This is a genomic window from Fusibacter sp. QWL-12, assembly GCF_058683495.1.
In genome coordinates this window covers 357,225-380,678 of the sequence record NZ_CM178745.1, presented here as the reverse complement: position 1 = coordinate 380,678, position 23,454 = coordinate 357,225, and the positions used below count along the sequence as shown (strand labels likewise).

Below are 23,454 nucleotides of genomic sequence, written 5' to 3'. Positions count from 1 at the left end.
TTCCTCCTAAATTTTAAAGATAATAGCTTTATATTTTTATTCAATTGCTTCTGCTTTTTCATAGATTGCCTTTACTTCGCTTGCTGGGACAATCTTAGACAGAACAAAAGCAATGATAATGATACCTGGAAGATCTACTAAAAGTCTTGTAACGGCAAACTTTGCACCAAGAGATGTTATTTCAAATAAAAACATCGGTATTTTAGTTGTGGACCATGCACCTATGAATATAAGGATATTTTTAAAGGATACACCTTTCTTCATAAAGACTGCTGCAACTGGGAATGCACCATATAAGGGACCGGCAGCGGCAGAACCAATAAATATGGATAGCAAGATACCTTTTAGACCAGAGCCTTCACCCATATATTTTATCATCGTTTCCTTTGGTACCCAAACGTCAAGAAGGCCAAGTAAAAGGAAGATTGGAGGGATCACCATTATCATTTCTTTAAAAGAATAGGCGGTAACGCTAATGGCTTTAAATCCGATTTTCTGATTGATTAAGGTCAAAATCAATAGTCCTGTTAGAACTACTAAAAAAGCTCTGTATTTTCTGATAATACTTTTCATAATACAGTCACCACCCATCCAATAATGCCTGCTACGAAAAAGGAAAAGATGAAAGCTAAAATATTACGCATGAAGGTGATTCTCTTTCCAAAATACTTGATTTCAACAGGAAGAGTGACAACCCCCACCATCATCAGTGTGGAGATAAAGGCACCAATTTGCATATACCCTGCGCCACCTTCAAGAAGCATGGCCGCTGTTGGAAAAGCCACAAATCCAGGTATGAGGGTGATTGATCCAACAATTGAAGCCAGAATGACACCTAACCAACGTGAGTCAGAACCAATCATTTTAGATATGATTTCGGGATTGATTACGGCAATCAATATGCCGACAAAAAGGATAACAACTAAAAACTCTGGAAGAATGTTTTCGAATGCCTTCCACGCTTTCTTGATGGCCATTTTTGTTTTCTTTTTATCTTTAATATAGGATAAAAGTAAAAGACTGAGAGTTATTGCATATAGACCAGCGTTCAAGAAATCACCTGCTTTCCATTAATAAAGTTACCTATAACAACAGATATCCAAAAGCGTTAAAGGTATAGCCAATGATTAAAATACCGATAGTGACAATCCCTGCAAAAGTAACAAGTAATCTTGTCTTTACCACTTTTTTAAGAAGGATCATTGATGGCAGTGAGAGAGCCGTTACTGCCATCATAAAGGACAAGGCAGTACCGATGCCAACCCCTTTAAGAACAAGGGCTTCCGCAATCGGAAGGGTTCCGAAAATATCTGCATACATTGGCACACCCACAACGGTTGCTAATAAAACGGAGTACCATTTGTCTTGACCCAAAACAGCCGATATAACCGATTCTGGTATCCAGTTGTGGATCGCAGCTCCTATGCCGACACCAATGAGGATATAGAGCCAAACTTTTTTAATAATGTCTAAGACTTGTTCTTTTGAATAATTTACTCTGTCTTTAGTAGTGAGTTCTTCTTGCTCAACTTCCATAAGTTTGTTTCCAAAGACAAAGGGTTCAACATATTTTTCAAGTTTTAAGTGACTGATAAGAGACCCACCAATGACGGCTAGGACAAGCCCCACAACCACATAAGCAAAAGCAATTTTCCAGTTAAAAATACTGGCCAGAAGAAGTACGGATGCTAAATCAACTAGTGGTGAGGAAATTAAAAATGAAAAAGTTACACCGATAGGAAGTCCTGCGCTTGTAAATCCGATGAAAAGCGGGATGGATGAACAAGAGCAAAACGGAGTAATCGTTCCTAGAAGTGCTCCTAAAATGTTTGCTGTGATGCCGTTGAATCGTCCAAGTATTTTTCGCGTTCTCTCAGGTGGGAAGAAACTTTGAATATAAGAAATTGTAAAAATAAGGACAGAGAGTAATATGAAAATCTTTATCACATCATAAATAAAGAAGTGAATACTGCCACCGAGTCTATCGGCGGTATTAAGTCCAAAAACGTTTTCTACAAGCAGTTTAACAAGATTGGACAGCCACTCCATTTTAAGCAGTTGATTATTGAGCCATTCTAGTATAAACATTAAATCATCTCCTTTTATTATGCTTCACAAACGATACAACATTGGTTGAGAAATTTTTCTTTGTCCACAAGTCGTTCAGAGTCTGCTTTGATTTGTGGATATTGATCTATGTGCTCTAAAATGTGATCAAGAGTTTGTGTCAAAAGCAGGTTATCTTTTTTGAGGTTATAAAAAACGAATTTTTCTCTACGATCATCTGAAACAAGATTTAGATCTCTCAGTTTTGAAAGATTTTTAGACACCCTTGGTTGTGGGATGGATAAGATACCACTGATTTCGCAGACACATAAATCTTGTTGATATAAGAGCATCATCATTCTAAGTCTTGACTCGTCAGATAGCAGTTTGAATATATTTGTAAGTTGGTTCATAGTGGGTCTCCTTTCAACTTTCGTAGTTGAATATACATATGCACATATGGGAATATGTATATCGTACTCCTGTGCTTTTGTTTTGTCAACTAAGAAAATCTTTAGATTTCAAAATTTAAAATCATTACATATTGAAAAACATCAATTTGATTGATATAATTAAATCGATAAATATCGATATGAGGAGGATGAACATGTCTACAGTCTACGAAATAAATGCTAAAATTTTCAAAGCTTTCTGTGATGAAAACAGGTTGAGGATACTTGAATTACTTCAAGGTGGAGAAAAATGCGCCTGTACATTGCAAGATGAACTGCCTATTGGTCAATCTACCCTTTCTCACCATATGAAAATATTGCTTGAAAGCGGTGTGGTTGAAGTCAGAAAAGATAAAAAGTGGTCTTATTACTCATTGTCAGATAAAGGTTCAGTAGTTGCCACAGAAAAGTTAAGTATGCTTCTAACCAAAAACTACAGTGATCAAGCTCAGTGTGCTTGTGAAAGTGAGGCGTAAATGAGAATTGTTATAATAGGCGCGGTTGCTGCGGGAACTTCTGCAGCGGCGAAGGCAAGAAGAAATGATGACCAAGCTGAAATTATTATTTATGAAAAGGATAAGGATATTTCTTACTCAGGTTGTGGACTACCTTACTACATCGGCGGTGAAATTGAAGACATTGAAGAATTGACTCCGAGAGATACAAAGTTCTTTAAAAAGAAATACAACATTGAGGTTAAAACTGAACATGAGGTAATGGAAATATTCCCAGATCAGAAGTCCATTTTAGTAAAGGATATTGCAACAGGCAAACTTTTTGGAGATACCTATGACAAATTAGTCATTGCGACCGGGGCAACACCTTTTGTTCCGAGCATACAAGGCATTGATCTTGAACATGTGTTTTTCCTCAGAAATGTGCAAAATGCAATTGCGATTAAACAATTCATTGATGAAAAACAACCTAAGCATGCAGTTATAGCAGGGACTGGATTTATTGGCTTTGAAGTTTTAGAAAATTTGATGCATCTGAATATTGATACAACCATCATAGAAGTCGCTAGTAAAATCACTCCAAATTTAGATCTGGATATGGCTCTTTTTCTTGAAAATACATTAACTAAAAAAGGTGCAAAGCTTATAAAGGGTCAAAGTATCAACCAAATTGGTGGAAATCAAGTTGTATTGAGCAGTGGCAATAAGCTGAAAGCGGATATGGTCATCATGGCAACAGGTGTCAGACCCAATACGGCTCTTGCAACATCGGTAGGTATTGAACTTGGAAAAACAGGTGCCGTTAAGGTGGATCAGCAAATGAAAACCAATGTGCCAGATATCTATGCCTGTGGGGATTGTATTGAGACTTTCTCAGCCATTACTGAGAAGCCTGTCTACAGACCACTTGGCTCAACTGCCAATAAAACGGGTAGAATAGCTGGCGATGCACTGACTGGTGGCAAACTGAGGTATCAGGGAAATTTAAGTACAGGGATTTTTAAGCTGTTTGATTTAACCATTGCAACCACGGGTCTTTCAGAAAAAGAAGCAATAGATGAAGGGTATGACATTGAAATATCACACAATATAAAGCCAGATAAACCGAGTTACTTCCATGGTGAGGAGATGGTCATTAAGTCGATCGCGGATAGAGACTCTCAGCGTTTATTGGGCGTTCAGATTATTGGAACCACAGGTGTAGATAAGCGGATTGACGTATTTGCAACTTTAATTACCTATAAGGCAAAGGTGGATGAACTCTTCCATTTAGACCTAGCATATGCGCCACCATTTTCAACGACAAAAGACCCTGTTCATTACACAGGCATGATTTTGGACAATGCCATTAACAATGGAAGACCAATCATCACGGCAAATGAAGTAAGAAACAGTGAATCGGAATTTCAAATTGTGGATGCAAGGAGCAGTGAGGATTATGATTTAAAAGGACACGTGGCAGGTGCCGTGAATATGCCTCATGCCAAACTGAGGGATGTACTTAAAAACCTCGATCCTGAAAAGCCTACAGTGACCTATTGCAATAAAGGTGTGACAGGAAATGCGGCACAGAATGTTTTGATCAACAACGGATTTAAAAAAGTATTTAACCTTTCAGGTGGGCATAAATTTTATAAGGGAAGCGGTGAACAAAAATGATAGATAAAAATAAAGTGATTAAAATCATCGTTCCTGTTCTTATTATATGTGTCATAGGCAGTCTCTGGTTTTTCAAAAATAGAGATAAAGCAAGTCTTGTAAAGCCGATAGAAACAGCTGTGAGCAGTGGTGAGATTTCTACAAATGACAAAGCAATGATTAATACACTTGAAGCCACAAGTTTAGATCTTGACGAACTTAAAGATCAAGGACTCCCCATTGTCATTGATTTTGGTGCTGATGAGTGTATACCTTGTAAAGAAATGGCACCTATTTTGAAAGAGTTAAGTGAGAATTACCAAGGCAAGGTTATTGTAAAATTTGTTGACGTATGGAAATATCCAGAACTTGCAGAGCAGTTTCCATTAGAGGTCATTCCAACTCAATTTTTCTTTGATAAAGATGGGAACCCCTACATGCCAAAGGATGCTGAGAAAATGGGAATGCAACTTTATAAAATGAAGGATACAGGAGATCATGGATTTACTGCCCATCAGGGTGGCATGACAAAGGAACAATTTTTGGCTATCTTTGATGAGCTGGGGGTCAAACCATGATCAATGGATTTTTAGAGGGACTATCAACAGGGATACTGAGTAACCCTTGGTTAGCACCCCTTATGGCTTTATTAGCAGGTATACTGACTTCTTTTACGCCGTGTTCATTATCTAGTGTGCCTTTGGTTATTGGATTTGTTGGTGGCACAAAGCAGCAAGATACTAAAAGGTCATTTCAACTTTCATTAACTTTTGCAATGGGCATGGCTTTAACATTTACGCTGCTAGGCGTTTTAGCATCTTCGCTTGGAAAACTTATGGGCACTTCATCATCTCTATGGTTTCTATTTTTAGGAACTTTAATGGTATTGATGGCGCTACAAATTTTTGAAGTATTTAATTTTGTACCCTCGGTATTTTTAAGCACAAAACATGTTCGTAAAGGATTTATTGGTGCTTTCGTAGCAGGTGTATTAGGTGGGTTTTTCTCTTCTCCTTGCGCAACACCAGTGCTCGTTGTACTTTTGGGATTGGTAGCCAAAAGCGGTAACATTCTTTGGGGAATTTTGCTTCTACTATTGTATTCTTTAGGGCATAGTTTTTTGGTAATCTTGGCGGGAACTTCCGTTGGATTTGTGACAAAACTCACAAGCAACAAGACCTATGATACCAGTGCAAAAGTACTTAAATATGTTTTAGGCGTACTGATTTTACTGCTAGGATTTTACATGTTCTATTTAGGTTTTTAATGCGAAGGGAGACTCACAATGATTAGTCAATTGATTATAAATAACGAAAAAACGATCACTATTGATTTTCTGTATCTAGACTTAAACACTTGCGATCGATGTCAAGAAACAGAGACAAATTTAGATGAGGCGCTAAGCATTTTCGCAGAAGTATCAAAATGCCTCAATTTTAAGGTTCTTGTGAACAAAATTAATGTCAACACGAAGGAACTTGCAGAGGCTCATCGATTTGAAAGTTCTCCAACCATTCGAGTGAACGGACAAGATATATTGGGGGCTATCAAAGAAAATTCATGTCCCGCATGCAGTGCCATTAGTGGTCAAGAAACCGCATGCAGAGTTTTTGACTACGATGGCAAAGACTTTACAGAACCGCCAACAGCTATGATTTTGGAAGGTATTCTAAACGTTTTATTTAATAAGGATTTAGGTGGAGGTACAGAGCAATTTGTTTTACCTCAAAACTTAGAAAAATTCTATTTAACAACAGAGAAAAAGACTGAAGGCTGTTCTTGCAATGGCTCAGGATGCTGTTAACCCTATCTGATAAAGGAGATTACGAAAATGATAATTATGAAAACGATTGAGATATTTGATCCTGCAATGTGTTGTACAACAGGTGTTTGCGGTCCGTCAATTGACCCAGAGCTTATGAGAGTTTCAACAGTTATTAATAACCTTAAGGAAAAAGGCATCACTATTAAAAGATATGGTTTGTCCACTGAGCCACAAGTTTTTGTTTCTAACCAACTCATCAGCGACATCCTTCAAGCGGAAGGTGCTGAAATTTTGCCAGTGACTTTAGTTGATGGTAAAGTAGTCAAGACAAAAGCCTATCCAACAAACGCTGAATTTGTAGAGTGGTTGGGTGTGGAAATTGAAAGTAAGCCTGCGCAAAAGCAAAGCTGTTGTTGTGGACCAGAGGGGTGTTGTTAATATGACACATCAACTAAACACCTTTGATGTCGATCAATTCAACTTAACCAAATACTTGTTTTTCACTGGTAAAGGTGGCGTTGGTAAAACGTCTACTGCTTGTGCTGTGGCAGTAAACCTCGCTGATGGTGGCAAGAAAGTACTGCTCATCAGTACGGATCCAGCTTCGAATTTACAAGACGTTTTTAATACGGAGATAGATGGAAAAGGCGTCCCTATTGTTGGTGCTCCCAACTTAATGGTTGCAAATTTAAATCCAGAAGAAGCTGCAAGAGAATATAGAGAATCTGTGGTGGGACCTTATAGAGGGAAATTGCCTGAGAGTGTGATTGCCAATATGGAAGAACAACTTTCAGGATCCTGTACGGTTGAAATTGCGGCTTTTGACCAATTTTCAAATTTTATCACCGATAAAACCACCGAACAGGAATACGATCATATCATCTTTGATACAGCGCCTACAGGCCATACCCTTCGTATGCTTCAGTTACCCTCAGCGTGGAGTAATTTTATTAGTGAAAGTACCCACGGTGCATCTTGCTTAGGCCAATTATCTGGTCTCGAAGGAAAAAAGAATATATATAAAGAAGCGGTTTTAAACCTTTCTGACCATCATAAAACGACTTTAATATTGGTTTCTAGACCAGAAGAAACACCACTATTAGAAGCTGAACGTTCTAGTCTTGAACTGAGTGACCTTGGCATTAGAAATCAACTACTGATTATTAATGGGGTGTTAGGCAGTGCATCCGATCCTTTATCAAAAATAATATTGGATAAGCAACAAGAGGCCGTTAAAAATATTCCAAAAGGGTTAACTGAGTTTACAAAATTTACGTTGCCTCTACGCTCTTATAATGTATTGGGACTTGATAACATTAGAGCATTTTTCAAAAGTGATCAATTTGATAGTACTAAAGCAGTAACTAAGTCAAAAGACCTTAAATCAATTGATGCTTTGGTAGATGATGTTTGCAAGACGGGTAAAAAAGTAATCTTTACCATGGGAAAAGGTGGCGTTGGAAAAACCACTATTGCGGCCACGATAGCCCTTGCTTTGGCCGATAAAGGTGTGAAAGTACATCTGACATCTACCGACCCTGCAGACCACATTCAATATGTGATCAAGGACTCAGAAAACATTACCCTTAGTAAAATCGACGAAAAAGAGGAACTTCGAAATTACCAAGAGGAAGTATTGACTAAAGCTAGGGAGACCATGTCAGAAGAAGACATTGCCTATGTGGAAGAAGATTTGCGTTCCCCTTGCACACAAGAAATTGCAGTTTTCAGGGCTTTTGCTGAAATTGTCGACAAGGCCGAAAATGAAGTTGTGGTCATTGATACGGCGCCAACAGGTCATACTTTATTACTCCTTGATTCGACACAAAGCTACCATAAAGAAGTTCAAAGAACCAAAGGAGAAACACCAATTTCTGTTCAGCGATTACTACCAAGGCTGAGAGATGAGAAACAAACCGAAGTCATCATAGTAACATTACCAGAAGCCACACCTGTTTTTGAGGCCAATAGACTGCGTGATGACCTTAAAAGAGCGGGTATCAATAACAAATGGTGGGTTGTGAACCAATGTCTTTCTATGGTTGATACCAGCGATGCCATGCTTATTGCTCGTGCAGAAGCGGAAAGACATTGGATTGAAAAAGTCCGAGAAATCAGTTCTAACAGCATGGTCACAATACCATGGGTTCAAGATGCATCAGTACAAAAGATCGGCAAACTTTAATCAAACATTAACTTACAAAAATATGGAGGTTTAAAATGAGCAAAGGAAAATTGCAAGGCATTAGTTTTTTTGAAAAATATTTAACCATATGGGTTGCATTATGTATGGTTGTCGGTATTCTCATAGGTCAGTTTTTACCTGGAATACCCGCATTTTTAGGCAAATTTGAATATGCGAAAGTTTCCATACCTATAGCTATTTTAATTTGGCTGATGATTTATCCGATGATGTTGAAAGTCGATTTTCATAGCGTAAAAAACGTAGGTAAGAATCCAAAAGGGCTGTATGTAACCTGGGTAACAAACTGGCTGATTAAACCCTTTACCATGTTTGGAATTGCATATTTCTTCTTCTATGTTGTCTTTAAATCACTGATTCCTGCTGACTTAGCAAAGGATTATTTAGCAGGTGCTATATTACTTGGGGCGGCACCATGTACAGCTATGGTCTTTGTATGGAGTCATTTGACAAAGGGGAATCCAGCTTATACGGTAGTTCAAGTTGCAACAAATGATTTGATAATCCTTGTGGCATTTACGCCAATTGTTGCCTTTCTTCTTGGGGTAGGTGGCGTTGCAATTCCATGGGATACACTTATTCTTTCTGTGATCTTATTTGTAGTTGTTCCATTAAGTGCTGGGGTGATCACTCGGAATGTCATCACAAAAAATAGAGGTATTGAATATTTCCAAAACACCTTTATCCCTAAATTTAACAACATTACAATCGGTGGTTTACTTTTAACCTTAATTATTATATTCTCGTTCCAAGGGAGTGTCATTATCAACAATCCCCTTCATATCTTGTTGATAGCAGTACCACTCACGATTCAGACTTTCTTAATTTTCTTCATAGCCTATTTTGCTAGTAAACTGCTCAAATTACCACATGACATTGCAGCACCAGCAGGAATGATTGGAGCTTCCAACTTCTTTGAATTATCAGTAGCGGTTGCTATTTCACTCTTTGGTGCAACCAGTCCGGTAGCACTTGCTACAATTGTGGGTGTATTAGTTGAAGTGCCTGTTATGTTGATTCTAGTAAATATCGCCAATTCCACAAAAGGGTGGTTTGAACCCAACAAGTTAAGTCGGTAGAATACGAGATAGGGAGACGAAAACAATGAATAGAAAACCAAAAGTTGCATTTATATGTGTTCATAATTCATGTAGAAGTCAAATGGCAGAAGCTCTTGGAAAGCACTTTGCAAGTGATGTATTTGAAAGCTATTCTGCAGGAACAGAAATGAAACCGAAGATCAACCAAGATGCGGTAAGGCTGATCAAAAAAATCTACGATATTGATATGGAAGCCACTCAGCAATCAAAACTTCTTACAGAGATTCCAGATGTGGACATTGTTATAAAAATGGGTTGTAACGTCATATGCCCATTTTTACCAAGTCAACATGAAGAAGACTGGGGACTGGATGATCCAAGCGGCAAGTCCGATGAAGAATTTAAGCTGATCATTGATAAGATTGAAGAAAATATAAAGCATTTAGCTGACAAAATTAGCAATAATGAAATAGCATTAAATTTATAAAACAGGGAAATGAGGTTTTGAGTAAAAAGGTAGAGTTGTATCTTATTTCAGGATTTCTAGGTGCGGGTAAAACCACATTAGTCAAACAACTTTTGGAGAATCAATCGGACAAAAAAATTGGCATCATTATGAATGAGTTTGGGAAAGTCAGTATTGATGGCCCTATACTTAAAAAGAACAACATGGAAATGATTGAACTTACAAGAGGATCCATCTTCTGTTCTTGTTTAACAATGGCTTTTGCTGATGCTTTGATTGATATGGCAGATAAAGATTTAGACTGCCTCATTGTTGAAAGCTCAGGACTTGCCGATCCATCCAATATTGGAGAAATACTCGGTGGTGTCAGTCAGAACATCGACAGTCCTTATGTCTATTCTGGAAGCATTACCGTTGTAGATGCCAGCCAGTTTTTAAGTTCCTATGAAGAAGTTGAAACCATTGTGAAGCAAATTGAGTGTTCAGATTTGACTTTAATCAATAAAGTTGATTTGGTGGATGGACAATCCGTACAATTGATAAAAGAAAAAATTCTTCAGATCAACCCAGACACTGAACTGGTAGAAACTTCATTCTTTAAAAATATTGAAGCAATTTTAGGCAGAGATTTAGCCAAAGGAAAATATCCTGAGTTAAGGGCTTCATTGAATACACCTGAGAATAAGCCAAAGACAATGTCTATCAACTTTACAGAAAACGTTGAAAAAGAACAACTGAAAAGTTTTATTAAAGCCATTATGAAATCAGCCTTCAGGGTGAAAGGATTCGTTCAATCAGGCGAATCCTGGTGGGAAGTCCACGGCGTTGGTGATTGTGTTGATTTTTATGAAACAGACCGCCAATTAGATGCTTCTACACTAGTAATCATTTCAAAAGTTGGACCAGAAATTATAAGAACCGTTGATTCAACTTGGAAAGGGCATTTTGATATTTCCATGAAAATGGTTAATGGGTAATTAACAAAACCCCGCCTTAATTTTAGATTATTAAGGCGGGGTTTTCACGTATTCAGTTTACCGTTGACCCTCGGTTCACAAGTTGTCTTTATGACCCCTTGTATTTTGTGCAAGGACTCTTTTATGTTAATTGATTGTATCTTCAACGGCTTCTTCAATGACATCTTCTAATGATTCAATGGCATCGGCACCTTTTAGATGCATTTTAATTTGATAAAGCGCGTGCTTAATTTCTCCAAGTCTAGATTTATAGAAAGCGCGTTCACTCTCGAGTTGTTTGGTATCCTTCGACGATGCCTTTTTTGCCATGTAACCAATACAGAAACCCAATAGAATGCCAATGATAATGCCTGCGTAAAAACAATTTTTGCGTCGTGTTCGTTCCTTCATTAACCGTTCTGCTTCAAGAGCTTTTTTCTTCTTAGACATATTAACACCTCCACTATTTCAATTATACCCCTGAGTGAATATAAGAATCAAATGAAAAAAAATATGATGGTAAAATAATATTTATGGGTGATTTTCATTTGTGAATACTGTATTCTAGAAGAAAGTAACAAATACTGAAATTAGAGCTGACTATATTTTGAGTTATATCAAAAGTGGTTTATATTTTGGTTAACGATGCTTACGAGAAGCGATTAAACTGTGAGGGTGCAATCGTTTAATTTGTGTTCAAACGGGTATAATACATTAAGCTATATATCTTTGATAAGGTGGTAAATTATGGATCAATCAAATGGTATTAAAAAATTGAGTACATCAGAATTGAGTTTATTTTGTTATCAATTTTCTGTGGTATTAAAAGCAGGTTTGCCTTACATAGAGGCATTACATCTTCTTTCTGGAGATGTCTTCGAAGGACGAATGAAGCAGTTGGCGCATCAGATTTATTTGGATGCTGAACAAGGCATGCCGCTGAGTGAAGCCATAGCAGTCCGTAGTGTTTTTCCAGAGTATATGGTAGCGATGTTAAGAATCGCTGAAAACACTGGGCGATTGCCTGAAGTGTTTGAACAACTTTCAAAACACTATGAGCAAAATGAAATCGTAAAGCAGAAGGTAAAGAACGCATTAGTTTATCCGGTAGTATTAATTGGGCTTATGGCTGCTGTGATACTTCTATTAGTTTTAAAAGTACTACCGATCTTCCACGAGATTTTACTATCTGTTGGCGGAGAAATACCAACAGCGACACAGTTTGTACTGGATTTTAGTGAAGGACTACAAAATGGCTTGCTGATCATTATAGGTATCGTTGCAATAGCTGCCATTTATCTTGTGATATTGTTTAAAACCCGTTTGTTAGTCGGTCAAAGAGATCGATTGTTAATTAAAGCACCTGTAGCAGCAAAGCTATATAAGCAAGCAATTGTTGTGAAGTTTGCTTCTGCGCTTTCAATTTTAACGAAAAGTGGTATGCCTATTCAATCGAGTTTAGATATGATTCTTCCTTTAATGGAAAACGCTTATGTAGAAGAGAAGTTGAAAAGTGCCATTAGCGCAATTGAAGCTGGAAAGCCTTTGGCCGTTGCTTTAGAAGAAACCGAACTTTTCCCAAAACTGTTTATAAGGATGATTACACTAGGGGATAAAACGGGAGAGCTTGATCGTATGCTAGATAAAATTTCTAGTATTTACGATGCGGAGCTGAGCAGAGGCTTGCATCGAATGACGGTTTCAATTGAACCAACTTTAGTAATCATTTTATCGTTAGTTGTTGGTGCGATTTTATTACTTGTCATGTTACCGCTTATCAATATCATGTCCTCTATCGGTTAGGAGTGGATTATGCGTCGTTATATGAAGTTGGCCTATATCGTTTTAATTCTCATATTCGTTTTGTTTATTGCACAATCCTTTATGGGAATTGACGGTTTCACTGGCAAAGCAAATTTAGAACGTGCGAAAACAGTAGAAGATGCAATTCAAAAGGCTGCGATTCAATGCTATGCACTTGAAGGAAGTTATCCAGATCTCAACTACCTCGTAGCCCACTATGGACTCGTGCTGAACGAATCTGCTTATTATTACCACTATGAGTGGATTGCATCCAATATTCTACCGAATATTGCCGTTTATAAGAAATGGTAGGTCGATATGAAGCAGAAATTACTGAATGAAAAAGGGTACAGCCTAGTTGAAATGGTAATTGCAATGATGCTTTTGTTGATCTTTGGACTTGCTGTATTTACACTAGCAGCATCTACTTCAGGTGCCTACAAAGGTTTAGTAGATGAAAAATCTGAGATGGCAACGGTGCGTATCGCAAGCTCGTATCTGATGACAAAGCTGCGTCAAAGTGATATGGAAAATGCCATTTATGTGGATGAATCGAATCAAGTTGGTTCTGAAGCGCTCATTATAAAAGAAGCGTTAGCTGGAGAAGTTTATAATACATGGATTTATCTATCCGATGGTTATTTACGAGAAGCAACTGTACCAGAAGGTGAAACCCCTACGGATGATGTAAGCTTCGAAATTGCAAAGTTAAGCACTTTGAATTACGATTTTAATGATTATAGTATCAAAATATCCATGTCTTTAGGTAACCAAGAGTTATCTGAACTGGAAATTTCACTTAAAACAAAGGTTAAACCTTTTGAGGAGTAACTTATGAGTGTTATAAATAGAGTTGATAAACGTGACTTTAATAAAAATAGCCATAAAAGGTTCAGAGCCTCTAAGGGAATATCATTGGTTGAAATCATATTATCAATTGCTGTTCTTGCTCTGCTGAGTACCTATGTCGTCCAAATGTTTATGACCTCTCAAAGATTAAACGAGAAGGCAAAAGCATTAGATGAGAGCGTGTATATCGGCGAGAGTATTTTTGAGGCGATTGATTTGGATAGCGATCTTGATCATTTGAAAAACTTAAAGGTCATGAAGCATGCTATATTTACAAGTGAAAATGATTATAAAGTTGTGAAAGTTTACTTTGATAAAGACTTTGTTACAGTTGATGCAGATAGTGCCTATAGATATATTCTGCAGCTCAAATCAATCGATACACAAGCCTTAACTTATTCAAAGTCAACTTATGAGTTACAAGTTGTTGATACTGAGTCTAAAGAAGCGGAGCCTATTTATGAGATCGAAATGGAAAAATATCGATAAAAATAAAATGCTAGTATCAGAGAGAGGAAGCTCTTCTGTTCTTGTCATTATGATTATGCTCCTTTTGATCACTTTTGGCGTATTAGCAATGATGTCGTCTTATTCAAACCTTAAAATTGCTAGAAAACATGCTGATTGGACAAAAGGATATTATGCGCTTGAAAATATTGCACAGAAAAAGCAGATCGATGTAAAGAATGCCTTTTTGGAAGTCGCTCAGCTCAATAAAGATAACGATGTAACTGTTCAAAAGCTAATGGGTGCACTGGATTTTAGTGAGGTTGAGCAAACGAATATTACCACCTTAATAGACGAAGGTATAAGTGAAGAACGGATTCAACAAACCATTTGGTTATATAGTCTATACAAAGCTTTATATGATACACAGCAAGTAACTTTTAATTATGATGCTAGCATTATTCGGAGTGGGATTGATGAAAGTGCTGTGCCCAATATGAGTTTTGTGATAACCGATATGGACACACAAAGAGAGCTTAAGGTTTCGTATGATTTGCCATTAAATGCAGAGTTAAAGTTCCCTTCAATAAAGGAATGGCGAGAGATACCAAAAGCGTTTGAATACAGTGATGAATTAGAATTTGGCGATCCAAAGGGGAATGAATGATGATAGGTTTAGAAGAATTATTAGAGCTCGCGATTGAGAAGGATGCATCCGATGTGTTTATAACCGTTGGTGTACCGCCAACCCTTAAAGTGCATGGTTCATTTGAAAAAATTGGTGATGTGAAGTTGATGCCCGATGATACAGAGCACTTGGTTAAACAGCTTTTCAGAAAGCAAGAACACTATCAAGAGTTTCTAGAAAAAGGTGAAAAGGATTTTTCTTATTCATTGAGCAATGTTGGCCGGTTTAGAGTGGATGCCTATACGCAAAGGGGATCGCATGCTGCCGCTATAAGAGTTTTGAAATTTGATAAACTAGATATTGATCGATTGAGAATTCCAAAATCGGTTTTGGATATCCGGAAGAAGACAAAGGGATTAGTCCTAATTACTGGTCCTACAGGTAGTGGTAAATCGACGACACTTTCATGTATCATCGACTTAATTAACAAAGAGCGTTCTTGTCATATTTTAACATTAGAAGATCCGATTGAATATATTCATAGACATGACAAAAGTATAGTAGACCAAAGAGAAATTGGAATTGATACGCGAAGCTATGCTGATGGGCTTAGATCGGCATTAAGACAAGCACCTGACGTTATCCTAATCGGTGAAATGAGAGATTATGAAACGATCTCAATTGCACTTACTGCCGCTGAAACCGGTCATTTGGTTCTGTCTACGTTACATACGGTTGGGGCTGCTAAAACAATTGACCGTATCATAGATGTCTTTCCACCCAATCAGCAACAACAAATTAGGATTCAATTGTCCACGGTTTTGCAAGGGGTAGTGTCTCAACAGTTAATCCCTTCAGAAGAGTTGGGCAGAGTACCTGCTTTTGAAATAATGGGGATGAATCATGCCATTCGTAATATGATTAGAGATGGTAAAATTCCACAGATAGAAGCGGCAATCCATTCAGGTAAAAGTGTTGGTATGATCAGTATGGATGCAAGCCTAGCGGATCTTTATAACGATGGAAAAATTAGTAAAGACGATGCTTTGCTTCACTGCATTAATTATGATACAATTAAAAGATATTTAGGTGAGCCCGATTAATAAGGAGGTGCTTATTATGTTTAAGAAAACCTTAATCATTAGCTTTTTACTGCTGGTTACAGTGATGGGTGCAGCTTTTGGTGAAACAAAGCCGACCATAGATACATCGTCACTTGATAAAGGAATCGTCAATATAACTTATAAAGCCACAGATGGACTTAAGTACAAAGTGTTAATCGCTAAGGATGACACAAAGATCACATATCCATTTGCTGCTGATGGCAAAACTGAGACGTTTCCACTTCAGCTTGGTAATGGCACTTATAAAGTTGGATTATTAAGAAATGTGAGTGGAACAAAATACGTTTATGTTACACAGCAAAGTGTTACTTTGAATCTTAAAGACCCCAATATTGTATATTTGAATTCTGTTCAAAATGTCAATTGGAATGATGATTTGAAAGCGATAGAATTTGGTCAGGATTTGCTAAAGAAAAGTACGACGGATAGCAACCGTCTTGAAATCCTTTATAAATACCTTGTTAAGAATATGAGTTATGATTATGATAAAATCCCTTATCTGACACCGGATTATATTCCAAGTGTTGAAAAGACTTTTGAAGACTTAAAGGGCATCTGTTATGATTATTCAGCTTTATTTGCCTCTATCGAAAGAGAACAAGGGATTCCAACTAAGCTGGTTAAAGGCTATTCCAAGTATGTAGAAGGCTATCACGCTTGGAATGAAATACTGATTGATGGCAAATGGTATATTATAGACAATACCGTTGATAGTACTTGGAAAGGGAGCTCGTCAACTGTCGTTATGAAGAAAAATGAGAAGTACTATACGAAAGTATATGAATATTAATCGCTTTCATTAGGAGGTTGACATGGTTTATGTATTTTTCGCCGATGGTTTTGAGGAGATTGAAGCCCTAACCGTCGTAGATATATTGAGACGGGCAGATATTAGAACCCATATGATTGGTATCAATGCAAATCAGGTAACTGGTTCACATGGCATTACAGTTCAAATGGATGGCACATTAAAGGATATCTCCTCTTTAAACGATGCGTTGATGCTTGTTTTACCAGGTGGCATGCCAGGTGCGAAGCATTTGGCTGAAAGTGATGCTCTTAGGAATCTTTTGCAAGAAGCATATGAGACGGATATTCACATCGCAGCTATATGCGCGGCACCGACCGTTCTTGCTAAACATAATTTAATTAAGGGTAGAAAAGTTACTTGTTATCCTGGATTTGAGAGTCAACTTCATGATTTTGTTCACCTTGAGGATAAGGTTGTACAAGATGGTGAGTTGATCACTGGAAAAGGTCCGGGAGCGGCAATGGATTTTGCTCTCAAAATTGTTGAAACTCTAAAGGGTCACAAGGTGAGTGAACAGCTATCGAAAGCATTGATTCACAAATAAAGGATATTAGAATTTTAAAGAAAAAAATAAGAGCTATTACCATTTTATTTGGTAATAGCTCTTTTATTAAGCCACAATCTAGCTTGTGGTAAAATCTGAGGGTTCGATGCCCGAAGATTTTTTTGGGGATGCATTTTATTTACGCCAATAAATACTCTTTGCGCCGCGAACTTTAGTGCCCTTAGCGACGAGATCCTCTTCCTTAGTGCTTGTGCCTACAGAGATTACCAGTTCGTAATAATCATAGAGTTCACCAAGGGTTGTATTTGTCGGTGCATCAAGCTCTTTATAAGTTGCAGAAGCTGCACCGGCAAGTGCCCTCAGATATATTTCAGAGAGCTCTTGAGCGCGTGTTTCAGTAGTTCCCGCAGCTATGATGATTGCAACTCCAAGCGTGTCTTCTTGAGGAATGATGTCGGCTGCAATGACATCGTGATTTTTGAGTAGAGTGTTGGTTGCCGTTTCTTTCATGGCCTCCGTAATTTCAAATACGACTTCAGGTGCATCCGTCGACTCTCTAAAAATCGAATCGCCATTATCAAGTGAATCCTTACCTTCTAGATTGACGTTTAAATCCTCAAAAGGTGAAGTATAGCGAACCAATAAAACGATAAAAATAACGATGATTGCAAGTAGGATTATATGTGTTTTTGTTATTTTAAAGCCCTTTTTCTTAGCGATAGGCTGTGGTGCCAACTCTTCTATTTTTCTGTCCAGTCGATCCTTAATTGATGTAAAACGATCTAAAGTTCCAGATATTTCGTCAGCTTTGATCAGCTCGATGGCTTTTGTACATATAGCCTCAGCTTCTACATAGCGCTGTCTTTTTTCAAGAAGTCGTATGGCACTTTCGTATGTTTTAGAAATTTTTGGCGTATAGTTTTCAAATATCTCAAGATAGAGCTCAAGCGCTTTTTCTTCATTGATCATTTCCATCTTTTGTGCTTTTTGTGTTAGAGTAAAAAGTTCGTTCATTCTTTCAGACATAGCTCACCTCTTAAAATAGTTTCATAAGGTATATCGGTTTAATGAGTCAGAAAGTTAACAATTTCTTTAAATAAGCTTTGGGTTTTAAAGTTGACGCATTTAATCGGATATATTATAATTATTATGATTTCTTAGTAAAAAACTAGGATTTAAAGGAGAAACCATTTTGAAATTATCTACACGAGGCCGTTATGGTCTAAAGGCGATGTTTGATCTTGCACTAAACTATGGCGATGGTCCAATTTCACTAACTAGCATAGCTGAAAGACAAGCGATTTCAGTTAACTATCTAGAACAATTGATATCGCCTTTAAGAAAAGCTGGACTGGTTGAAAGCGTTAGAGGAGCTCAAGGCGGCTACATGCTTGCTAAAGGTCCAACCGAGATAACTGTTGGCGTTATTTTAACGACTTTGGAAGGTCCCTTAGCGCCTACGGATTGTGTTGTAATGGATACAGAAGAAGAGGTTTGTGATCACTCGAGGTATTGTGTCACAAAGGTCATTTATGAAAAGATTTATGAAAGCATTACAAGTGTCGTAAATTCAATTACTTTACAACATATGATAGACGACTATCAAACCAATCAGGAGAGTCTTATCATTAATAGCATTTGTGAATGCAAATAACGTTTTGGAGGGGTAAGAAGTGAGAAAAATTTACTTAGATTATTCAGCGACAACACCAGTTAAAGAGGAAGTTGTCCAAGAAATGCTTCCTTATTTTACCGAGACATTCGGCAATGCTTCAAGCATACACAGTTTTGGACAGGACGCTAAAAGAGCTTTAGAAAATGCACGTTCTCGCGTAGCTGCAACCATGGGTACAGCAGCGGATACGATTTATTTTACAGCTGGTGGTTCTGAATCCGATAACTGGGCATTAAAAGGGGTTATGCATGCGAACAAAGCAAAGGGTAACCATATTATTACGACTAAAATAGAGCATCACGCAATTCTTCATACATGTGAGGCACTTGAAAAAGAAGGCTTTGAAGTCACTTATTTGGATGTTGATGCCTATGGACAAATAGATTTAGAGGCACTTAAAGCAGCGATGAAACCGACGACAGTTCTGGTTTCAATCATGTTCATTAATAATGAAATTGGAACGATGCAAAAAATCGAAGAAATTTCAAAAATCGTTCATGAAGGTGGCGCAATTTTCCATACTGATGCCGTACAAGCTTATGGCAATGTCAAAATAGATGTAAATGCACTTGGGATTGACTTGATGAGCGTCTCTAGTCACAAAATTTATGGACCAAAGGGCGTGGGTGCACTTTACATTAAAAAAGGGATTCGCATTCACAACCTTATAGAAGGTGGCGCACAGGAAAGAAAACGTCGTGCAGGTACTGAAAATATAGCTGGTATCATGGGCTTTGCGAAAGCCGCAGAGCTAGCTGATCAAAATCTTGAAACGCACGTTGCTAAGCTGGTTGCGCTTAGAGAAAGATTGGTTAAAGGTATTTTAGAATCGGTTGATTATGTAAAATACAACGGTCATCCTACTGAACGTCACCCTGGCAATGTAAACGTTTGCTTTGAGTTTATTGAGGGAGAAGCGCTACTACTTAGTTTGAATGCAAAAGGGATTGGTGGTTCAAGCGGTTCAGCGTGTACGTCTGGTTCACTTGATCCTTCGCATGTGTTGCTTGCGATTGGGTTACCACATGAAATTGCACACGGGTCACTTCGTCTGACAATTGGCGATTTTACGTCAGAGGAAGATGTGGATTATACAATAGAAGCTTTAAAAGAGGTAGTTCAAAAATTAAGAATGATGTCCCCTTTATATGACAGGGTACAGGGAGGAAAGTAAGCATGTATACTGAGAAGGTAATGGATCATTTCATGAACCCAAGAAACGTTGGAGAAATTGAAAATGCTGATGGTGTTGGCGAAGTAGGCAATGTGAAATGTGGCGACATCATGCGCATCTATATAAAAGTTGAAAACGATCATATCAAAGATATAAAGTTTAAAACATTTGGTTGTGGTTCTGCTATAGCAGCTTCATCTATCGCAACAGAGCTTATTATGGGACTGAGCATTGAAGATGCTTTAAAGGTTACAAATAAGCAAGTTGTAGATGCTTTAGGTGGATTACCTCCAGTTAAAGTACATTGCTCTGTACTTGCTGAGCAAGCGCTTAAAGCTGCAATTTATGATTATGCACATAAAAATGGCAAGACTTATGCTGGACTTGAGGGCTTTGATCCACACGAAGAGCACGATCATGATCATGAAGTTGTCGATATCGAGTTTTAAAAAATATTTGTTCTTTAAAAATAAATGTGTTAAAATGTGATAAGAATAAATGACAGGCATAGACGAAGAGGAGTAGATTCAACGATAGAGAGCGTATGTGTGGTGGAAATGCGCAAGAATCGAAGCAGCTTCCGAGCCCATTTTCTGAACGGATAGTAGGAAAGTGCGTTTTGCAAACGTTATGATGCAGTTTAACCTTCAAAGTGATTGGGCGTTGCCCAATAAGTAGGGTGGTACCGCGATAAGTCGTCCCTACATTTTCTTTGGAGGTTTTTTTGTACGATAAATTGGGGAGGTCACATTATGAAAAAAATGGGTTTAAATGAAATTAGAAAAGCATTTTTAGAATTTTATGAATCAAAAGGTCACTATGTTACTTCAAGTTATTCGCTTGTACCGCATGGCGATAAGAGTTTGTTACTTGTAAATGCAGGTATGCAACCACTCAAAAATTATTTCACAGGTGTTGAAGTGCCACCGAATTCAACGATGGCAACTTGTCAAAAATGTATTCGAACTGGCGATATCGATAACGTAGGAAAAACAGCTAGACATGCAACTTTTTTTGAAATGTTAGGGAACTTTTCTTTTGGTGATTATTTTAAAGAAGGCTCAATTAAGTACGGTTGGGAGTTTATCACTGAAGTTTTAGAAATGCCTGTAGAAAAGCTTTGGCCATCTGTTTATTTAGAAGATGATGAAGCGTTTGCAATTTGGAGAGATGTCATCGGCATTCCAGAAGAAAAAATTACGCGCCTTGGTAAAGCGGATAACTTCTGGGAGATCGGAACAGGTCCATGTGGTCCTTGCTCAGAAATCTATTTCGATAGAGGCGAAGCGTATGGTTGTGGCGATCCTAATTGCCGTCCTGGCTGTGAGTGTGAAAGATTCCTTGAATTCTGGAATCACGTATTTACTCAATTCGATAGAGATGAAAATGGCAATTATAGTGAGCTTGAGAAAAAGAACATTGATACAGGAATGGGGCTAGAAAGAATCGCTTGTATCATGCAAGATGTGGATACTATTTTCGAAGTTGATACGATTAAGTTGATTAGAGATGCTGTTATTTCAAATTCAGGCGTTGTATATGGTAAAGATAGAGACAGAGATATCTCAGTTAGAATCGTTACAGATCACGTTAAAGCAGTTACGTTCATGGTTGGCGATGGCATTATGCCAAACAATGAAGGTCGTGGTTACGTTCTTAGAAGACTTTTAAGACGTGCTGCTCGTCACGCTAAGAAGTTAGGTATGACAGGTAATATCTTAACAATATTAGTAGATACAGTCATTGAAGCATATGGCGATAACTACAATAACTTAGTTGAAAGACAAGATTATATTAAACGTATCATTTCTATCGAGGAAGAACGTTTCCAAGCGACGATTGATCAAGGTTTAAATATTTTGAATGAGTACATCGAAGGCCTTAAGTCAAATAACTTAACGGTTCTAGACGGCGAACGTGCTTTTAAGCTCTATGATACGTATGGTTTCCCTATTGAGTTGACATTAGAAATTCTTGAAGAGCAAGGACTCAGTGTCAACGAGAAAGAGTTTGAAGTTCAAATGGAGAACCAAAAAGAAAGAGCTAGAAATGCTAGGGGAAATGGCGATGAACTCGGCTGGGCAAGCGATGCAGTTGCACAACTACCTAAAGATGTCGTGTCGAGCTTTATTGGCTATCAAAGCTTACAAGAGACTTGTAAAATTGTCGCTGTCGTAGGTGATGAAATCGTACCTGAAGCAATTGAAGGGATGGATGTAACGTTAGTACTTGATCAAACACCTTTCTATCCAGAAGGTGGCGGTCAGGTGGGGGATGTTGGCCATATTTTCAACGATCACTTCATGGCAGAGGTTCTAGAAACTAAAAAAAGCGTTGGTAGAATCATCAGCCATCAAGTTAGAATTTTAAAAGGTAGTGTTAAAACCAATGATACGGTTACAGCAAGTGTAAACGTACAAAAACGTATGGCAACAGCAAGAAATCACTCTGCAACCCATCTTTTGCATAAAGCACTTAGAACAGTTCTTGGAACTCACGTTGAGCAAGCTGGTTCTATGGTTAGCCCAGAGAGATTGAGATTTGACTTTTCTCATTTTGAAGCAATTTCACATGATGATTTGATGAAGATTGAAAAGCTTGTCAATGAACAAATCTTTAATTCTCTACCCGTTGTAACTGAAGAAATGTCGATTGACCGTGCTAGAGAAAAAGGCGCAATGGCGTTATTTGGTGAAAAATACGGAGAATCAGTTAGAGTCGTAACTATGGGTGATTATAGTATTGAGCTTTGTGGGGGTACACATCTTACTAACACTGCTGAAGTTGGTCTCTTTAAAATCGTCAGTGAAACTGGTGTTGCAGCTGGTGTAAGAAGAATTGAAGCGTTCACAGGTGAAAATGTTTACAAATTGCTTACAGATTTAGACAATAAGCTTCATCAAGTTTCTGATATTCTTAAAACAAGTATAGGTGAAGTTGGCCATAAGGCAGAACAACTACAAGTTGAGATTAAGTCGCTTCAACGAGAAAATGAAGCTTTAAAGAATAAATTAGCTAAAAATGCTTTATCTGATGTACTAAGCAGTATGAAAGAAATAAATGGCTACCAAGTTGTAACTGCAAAATTTGATGGCGTTGACATGAACACGCTTCGCAACATGGGTGATCAAGTTAAAAATCAGTTTGAGAACAGTGTCGTGGTACTTGCAAACGTAGCAGATGGAAAGGTTGAACTCCTTGCTATGGTTTCTGATGTAGCGGTTAAAAAAGGCGCTCATGCTGGCAATATCATTAGAGAAGTTGCAAAAATCGCTGGTGGCGGTGGTGGTGGTAAACCAAACATGGCACAAGCAGGTGGCAAAGACCCTGAAAAAGTTGAAGAAGCTCTTCAAAAAGTTTATGATTTATTAAGCTAAAAAGGGTATAATGACATCATAGGATAAATTACTTCGATTA

General features: G+C 37.8%; 28 protein-coding genes and 1 other annotated feature. Of the genes, 22 read left to right on the top strand and 6 right to left on the bottom strand.

Annotated features, from left to right (window positions below):
- Positions 1–36: 36 nt before the first annotated feature.
- Genes AC4PID_RS02285 through AC4PID_RS02270 form a run of 4 tightly spaced genes read right to left on the bottom strand, consistent with a single transcriptional unit; the run spans position 37 to position 2,459 of the window.
- The gene (locus tag AC4PID_RS02285) at positions 37–573 is read right to left on the bottom strand and encodes a permease (RefSeq protein WP_492133971.1); all 537 of its coding nucleotides are present in this window, start codon (positions 571–573) and stop codon (positions 37–39) included.
- A complete protein-coding gene (locus AC4PID_RS02280; protein ID WP_492133970.1) occupies positions 570–1,052 on the bottom strand; it encodes a permease in 483 nt (160 codons plus the stop codon). Before AC4PID_RS02280 ends, AC4PID_RS02285 begins: the two co-directional genes overlap by 4 nt.
- Positions 1,053–1,083: 31 nt before the next feature.
- Positions 1,084–2,088 carry a permease gene (locus AC4PID_RS02275; protein WP_492133969.1) on the bottom strand — a complete coding sequence of 335 codons (1,005 nt, stop codon included), beginning with the start codon at positions 2,086–2,088 and terminating at the stop codon, positions 1,084–1,086.
- Positions 2,089–2,105: 17 nt separating this feature from the next.
- A complete protein-coding gene (locus tag AC4PID_RS02270) occupies positions 2,106–2,459 on the bottom strand; it encodes an ArsR/SmtB family transcription factor (RefSeq protein ID WP_492133968.1) in 354 nt (117 codons plus the stop codon).
- Between the two features lie 194 nt (positions 2,460–2,653).
- On the opposite strand from AC4PID_RS02270, the gene AC4PID_RS02265 reads away from it, so the two are divergent.
- Genes AC4PID_RS02265 through AC4PID_RS02220 form a run of 10 tightly spaced genes read left to right on the top strand, consistent with a single transcriptional unit; the run spans position 2,654 to position 11,042 of the window.
- Entirely contained in the window at positions 2,654–2,974 is a 321-nt protein-coding gene (locus AC4PID_RS02265; protein ID WP_492133967.1) for an ArsR/SmtB family transcription factor, read from the top strand.
- Complete coding sequence (locus AC4PID_RS02260) at positions 2,975–4,612, top strand: FAD-dependent oxidoreductase (protein ID WP_492133966.1); 1,638 nt, start codon at positions 2,975–2,977, stop codon at positions 4,610–4,612.
- Positions 4,609–5,169, top strand: a complete 561-nt coding sequence (locus AC4PID_RS02255; protein WP_492133965.1) for a thioredoxin family protein — start codon at positions 4,609–4,611, stop codon at positions 5,167–5,169. The genes AC4PID_RS02260 and AC4PID_RS02255 overlap by 4 nt, the downstream gene beginning before the upstream one ends.
- Positions 5,166–5,858: a cytochrome c biogenesis protein CcdA gene (locus AC4PID_RS02250; protein WP_492133964.1), complete on the top strand. Its 693-nt coding sequence runs from the start codon at positions 5,166–5,168 to the stop codon at positions 5,856–5,858. Before AC4PID_RS02255 ends, AC4PID_RS02250 begins: the two co-directional genes overlap by 4 nt.
- An 18-nt stretch (positions 5,859–5,876) precedes the next feature.
- Positions 5,877–6,395: a DUF2703 domain-containing protein gene (locus tag AC4PID_RS02245; RefSeq protein ID WP_492133963.1), complete on the top strand. Its 519-nt coding sequence runs from the start codon at positions 5,877–5,879 to the stop codon at positions 6,393–6,395.
- 36 nt (positions 6,396–6,431) lie between these two features.
- Positions 6,432–6,794, top strand: a complete 363-nt coding sequence (arsD, locus tag AC4PID_RS02240) for an arsenite efflux transporter metallochaperone ArsD (protein ID WP_492135345.1) — start codon at positions 6,432–6,434, stop codon at positions 6,792–6,794.
- A gap of 1 nt (position 6,795) precedes the next feature.
- Positions 6,796–8,541, top strand: a complete 1,746-nt coding sequence (gene arsA, locus AC4PID_RS02235) for an arsenical pump-driving ATPase (RefSeq protein WP_492133962.1) — start codon at positions 6,796–6,798, stop codon at positions 8,539–8,541.
- A 35-nt stretch (positions 8,542–8,576) separates the two neighbouring features.
- Positions 8,577–9,638, top strand: coding sequence for an ACR3 family arsenite efflux transporter (gene arsB, locus AC4PID_RS02230; protein ID WP_492133961.1), 1,062 nt, complete (start codon positions 8,577–8,579; stop codon positions 9,636–9,638).
- Between the two features lie 25 nt (positions 9,639–9,663).
- Positions 9,664–10,086, top strand: a complete 423-nt coding sequence (locus AC4PID_RS02225; RefSeq protein WP_492133960.1) for an arsenate reductase ArsC — start codon at positions 9,664–9,666, stop codon at positions 10,084–10,086.
- A 17-nt stretch (positions 10,087–10,103) separates the two neighbouring features.
- A complete protein-coding gene (locus tag AC4PID_RS02220) occupies positions 10,104–11,042 on the top strand; it encodes a CobW family GTP-binding protein (protein WP_492133959.1) in 939 nt (312 codons plus the stop codon).
- Between the two features lie 126 nt (positions 11,043–11,168).
- Here the strand turns inward: AC4PID_RS02220 and AC4PID_RS02215 are convergent, their stop codons facing one another.
- Complete coding sequence (locus AC4PID_RS02215) at positions 11,169–11,471, bottom strand: hypothetical protein (RefSeq protein WP_492133958.1); 303 nt, start codon at positions 11,469–11,471, stop codon at positions 11,169–11,171.
- Positions 11,472–11,768: 297 nt separating this feature from the next.
- Between AC4PID_RS02215 and AC4PID_RS02210 the strand changes: the two genes are divergently transcribed.
- Genes AC4PID_RS02210 through AC4PID_RS02175 form a run of 8 tightly spaced genes read left to right on the top strand, consistent with a single transcriptional unit; the run spans position 11,769 to position 17,227 of the window.
- Entirely contained in the window at positions 11,769–12,824 is a 1,056-nt protein-coding gene (locus tag AC4PID_RS02210; RefSeq protein WP_492133957.1) for a type II secretion system F family protein, read from the top strand.
- A gap of 9 nt (positions 12,825–12,833) precedes the next feature.
- Entirely contained in the window at positions 12,834–13,136 is a 303-nt protein-coding gene (locus AC4PID_RS02205; RefSeq protein WP_492133956.1) for a hypothetical protein, read from the top strand.
- A gap of 6 nt (positions 13,137–13,142) precedes the next feature.
- Positions 13,143–13,655, top strand: coding sequence for a DUF4860 domain-containing protein (locus tag AC4PID_RS02200; RefSeq protein WP_492133955.1), 513 nt, complete (start codon positions 13,143–13,145; stop codon positions 13,653–13,655).
- A 3-nt stretch (positions 13,656–13,658) separates the two neighbouring features.
- Positions 13,659–14,162 (top strand): pilus assembly FimT family protein, encoded by a 504-nt coding sequence (locus AC4PID_RS02195; protein ID WP_492133954.1) that lies wholly within the window; start codon positions 13,659–13,661, stop codon positions 14,160–14,162.
- Entirely contained in the window at positions 14,134–14,787 is a 654-nt protein-coding gene (locus tag AC4PID_RS02190; RefSeq protein WP_492133953.1) for a hypothetical protein, read from the top strand. The genes AC4PID_RS02195 and AC4PID_RS02190 overlap by 29 nt, the downstream gene beginning before the upstream one ends.
- Complete coding sequence (locus AC4PID_RS02185) at positions 14,787–15,851, top strand: type IV pilus twitching motility protein PilT (protein WP_492135344.1); 1,065 nt, start codon at positions 14,787–14,789, stop codon at positions 15,849–15,851. The genes AC4PID_RS02190 and AC4PID_RS02185 overlap by 1 nt, the downstream gene beginning before the upstream one ends.
- Positions 15,852–15,867: 16 nt before the next feature.
- A complete protein-coding gene (locus AC4PID_RS02180) occupies positions 15,868–16,662 on the top strand; it encodes a transglutaminase-like domain-containing protein (protein ID WP_492133952.1) in 795 nt (264 codons plus the stop codon).
- Positions 16,663–16,684: 22 nt separating this feature from the next.
- Positions 16,685–17,227 carry a DJ-1 family glyoxalase III gene (locus tag AC4PID_RS02175; protein ID WP_492133951.1) on the top strand — a complete coding sequence of 181 codons (543 nt, stop codon included), beginning with the start codon at positions 16,685–16,687 and terminating at the stop codon, positions 17,225–17,227.
- A 135-nt stretch (positions 17,228–17,362) separates the two neighbouring features.
- Here the strand turns inward: AC4PID_RS02175 and AC4PID_RS02170 are convergent, their stop codons facing one another.
- Complete coding sequence (locus AC4PID_RS02170; protein ID WP_492133950.1) at positions 17,363–18,214, bottom strand: hypothetical protein; 852 nt, start codon at positions 18,212–18,214, stop codon at positions 17,363–17,365.
- Between the two features lie 166 nt (positions 18,215–18,380).
- Between AC4PID_RS02170 and AC4PID_RS02165 the strand changes: the two genes are divergently transcribed.
- From AC4PID_RS02165 to alaS, 4 genes are all read left to right on the top strand, one after another.
- On the top strand, positions 18,381–18,842 hold the full coding sequence (locus AC4PID_RS02165; RefSeq protein WP_492133949.1) for an RrF2 family transcriptional regulator: 462 nt from the start codon (positions 18,381–18,383) through the stop codon (positions 18,840–18,842).
- 19 nt (positions 18,843–18,861) lie between these two features.
- A complete protein-coding gene (gene nifS / locus AC4PID_RS02160; RefSeq protein ID WP_492133948.1) occupies positions 18,862–20,037 on the top strand; it encodes a cysteine desulfurase NifS in 1,176 nt (391 codons plus the stop codon).
- A gap of 2 nt (positions 20,038–20,039) precedes the next feature.
- Complete coding sequence (gene nifU, locus AC4PID_RS02155; RefSeq protein WP_492133947.1) at positions 20,040–20,486, top strand: Fe-S cluster assembly scaffold protein NifU; 447 nt, start codon at positions 20,040–20,042, stop codon at positions 20,484–20,486.
- Between the two features lie 50 nt (positions 20,487–20,536).
- Positions 20,537–20,743, top strand: a binding site (T-box leader).
- 46 nt (positions 20,744–20,789) lie between these two features.
- Positions 20,790–23,414, top strand: coding sequence for an alanine--tRNA ligase (alaS, locus tag AC4PID_RS02150; RefSeq protein WP_492133946.1), 2,625 nt, complete (start codon positions 20,790–20,792; stop codon positions 23,412–23,414).
- Positions 23,415–23,454 lie beyond the last annotated feature (40 nt).

What these genes read in the sequence shown, in the direction of transcription:
- AC4PID_RS02180 (WP_492133952.1), top strand. Translation starts at nt 15,868, where the DNA reads ATGTTTAAGAAAACCTTAATCATTAGCTTTTTACTGCTGGTTACAGTG.
- arsA (WP_492133962.1), top strand. Translation starts at nt 6,796, where the DNA reads ATGACACATCAACTAAACACCTTTGATGTCGATCAATTCAACTTAACC.
- AC4PID_RS02260 (WP_492133966.1), top strand. Translation starts at nt 2,975, where the DNA reads ATGAGAATTGTTATAATAGGCGCGGTTGCTGCGGGAACTTCTGCAGCG.
- AC4PID_RS02200 (WP_492133955.1), top strand. Translation starts at nt 13,143, where the DNA reads ATGAAGCAGAAATTACTGAATGAAAAAGGGTACAGCCTAGTTGAAATG.
- AC4PID_RS02250 (WP_492133964.1), top strand. Translation starts at nt 5,166, where the DNA reads ATGATCAATGGATTTTTAGAGGGACTATCAACAGGGATACTGAGTAAC.
- AC4PID_RS02195 (WP_492133954.1), top strand. Translation starts at nt 13,659, where the DNA reads ATGAGTGTTATAAATAGAGTTGATAAACGTGACTTTAATAAAAATAGC.
- AC4PID_RS02175 (WP_492133951.1), top strand. Translation starts at nt 16,685, where the DNA reads ATGGTTTATGTATTTTTCGCCGATGGTTTTGAGGAGATTGAAGCCCTA.
- AC4PID_RS02245 (WP_492133963.1), top strand. Translation starts at nt 5,877, where the DNA reads ATGATTAGTCAATTGATTATAAATAACGAAAAAACGATCACTATTGAT.
- AC4PID_RS02215 (WP_492133958.1), bottom strand. Translation starts at nt 11,471, where the DNA reads ATGTCTAAGAAGAAAAAAGCTCTTGAAGCAGAACGGTTAATGAAGGAA.
- alaS (WP_492133946.1), top strand. Translation starts at nt 20,790, where the DNA reads ATGAAAAAAATGGGTTTAAATGAAATTAGAAAAGCATTTTTAGAATTT.
- AC4PID_RS02170 (WP_492133950.1), bottom strand. Translation starts at nt 18,214, where the DNA reads ATGTCTGAAAGAATGAACGAACTTTTTACTCTAACACAAAAAGCACAA.
- AC4PID_RS02255 (WP_492133965.1), top strand. Translation starts at nt 4,609, where the DNA reads ATGATAGATAAAAATAAAGTGATTAAAATCATCGTTCCTGTTCTTATT.
- AC4PID_RS02210 (WP_492133957.1), top strand. Translation starts at nt 11,769, where the DNA reads ATGGATCAATCAAATGGTATTAAAAAATTGAGTACATCAGAATTGAGT.
- AC4PID_RS02275 (WP_492133969.1), bottom strand. Translation starts at nt 2,088, where the DNA reads ATGTTTATACTAGAATGGCTCAATAATCAACTGCTTAAAATGGAGTGG.
- AC4PID_RS02205 (WP_492133956.1), top strand. Translation starts at nt 12,834, where the DNA reads ATGCGTCGTTATATGAAGTTGGCCTATATCGTTTTAATTCTCATATTC.
- AC4PID_RS02265 (WP_492133967.1), top strand. Translation starts at nt 2,654, where the DNA reads ATGTCTACAGTCTACGAAATAAATGCTAAAATTTTCAAAGCTTTCTGT.
- AC4PID_RS02190 (WP_492133953.1), top strand. Translation starts at nt 14,134, where the DNA reads ATGAGATCGAAATGGAAAAATATCGATAAAAATAAAATGCTAGTATCA.
- AC4PID_RS02270 (WP_492133968.1), bottom strand. Translation starts at nt 2,459, where the DNA reads ATGAACCAACTTACAAATATATTCAAACTGCTATCTGACGAGTCAAGA.
- AC4PID_RS02285 (WP_492133971.1), bottom strand. Translation starts at nt 573, where the DNA reads ATGAAAAGTATTATCAGAAAATACAGAGCTTTTTTAGTAGTTCTAACA.
- arsD (WP_492135345.1), top strand. Translation starts at nt 6,432, where the DNA reads ATGAAAACGATTGAGATATTTGATCCTGCAATGTGTTGTACAACAGGT.
- arsB (WP_492133961.1), top strand. Translation starts at nt 8,577, where the DNA reads ATGAGCAAAGGAAAATTGCAAGGCATTAGTTTTTTTGAAAAATATTTA.
- AC4PID_RS02185 (WP_492135344.1), top strand. Translation starts at nt 14,787, where the DNA reads ATGATAGGTTTAGAAGAATTATTAGAGCTCGCGATTGAGAAGGATGCA.
- AC4PID_RS02225 (WP_492133960.1), top strand. Translation starts at nt 9,664, where the DNA reads ATGAATAGAAAACCAAAAGTTGCATTTATATGTGTTCATAATTCATGT.
- nifU (WP_492133947.1), top strand. Translation starts at nt 20,040, where the DNA reads ATGTATACTGAGAAGGTAATGGATCATTTCATGAACCCAAGAAACGTT.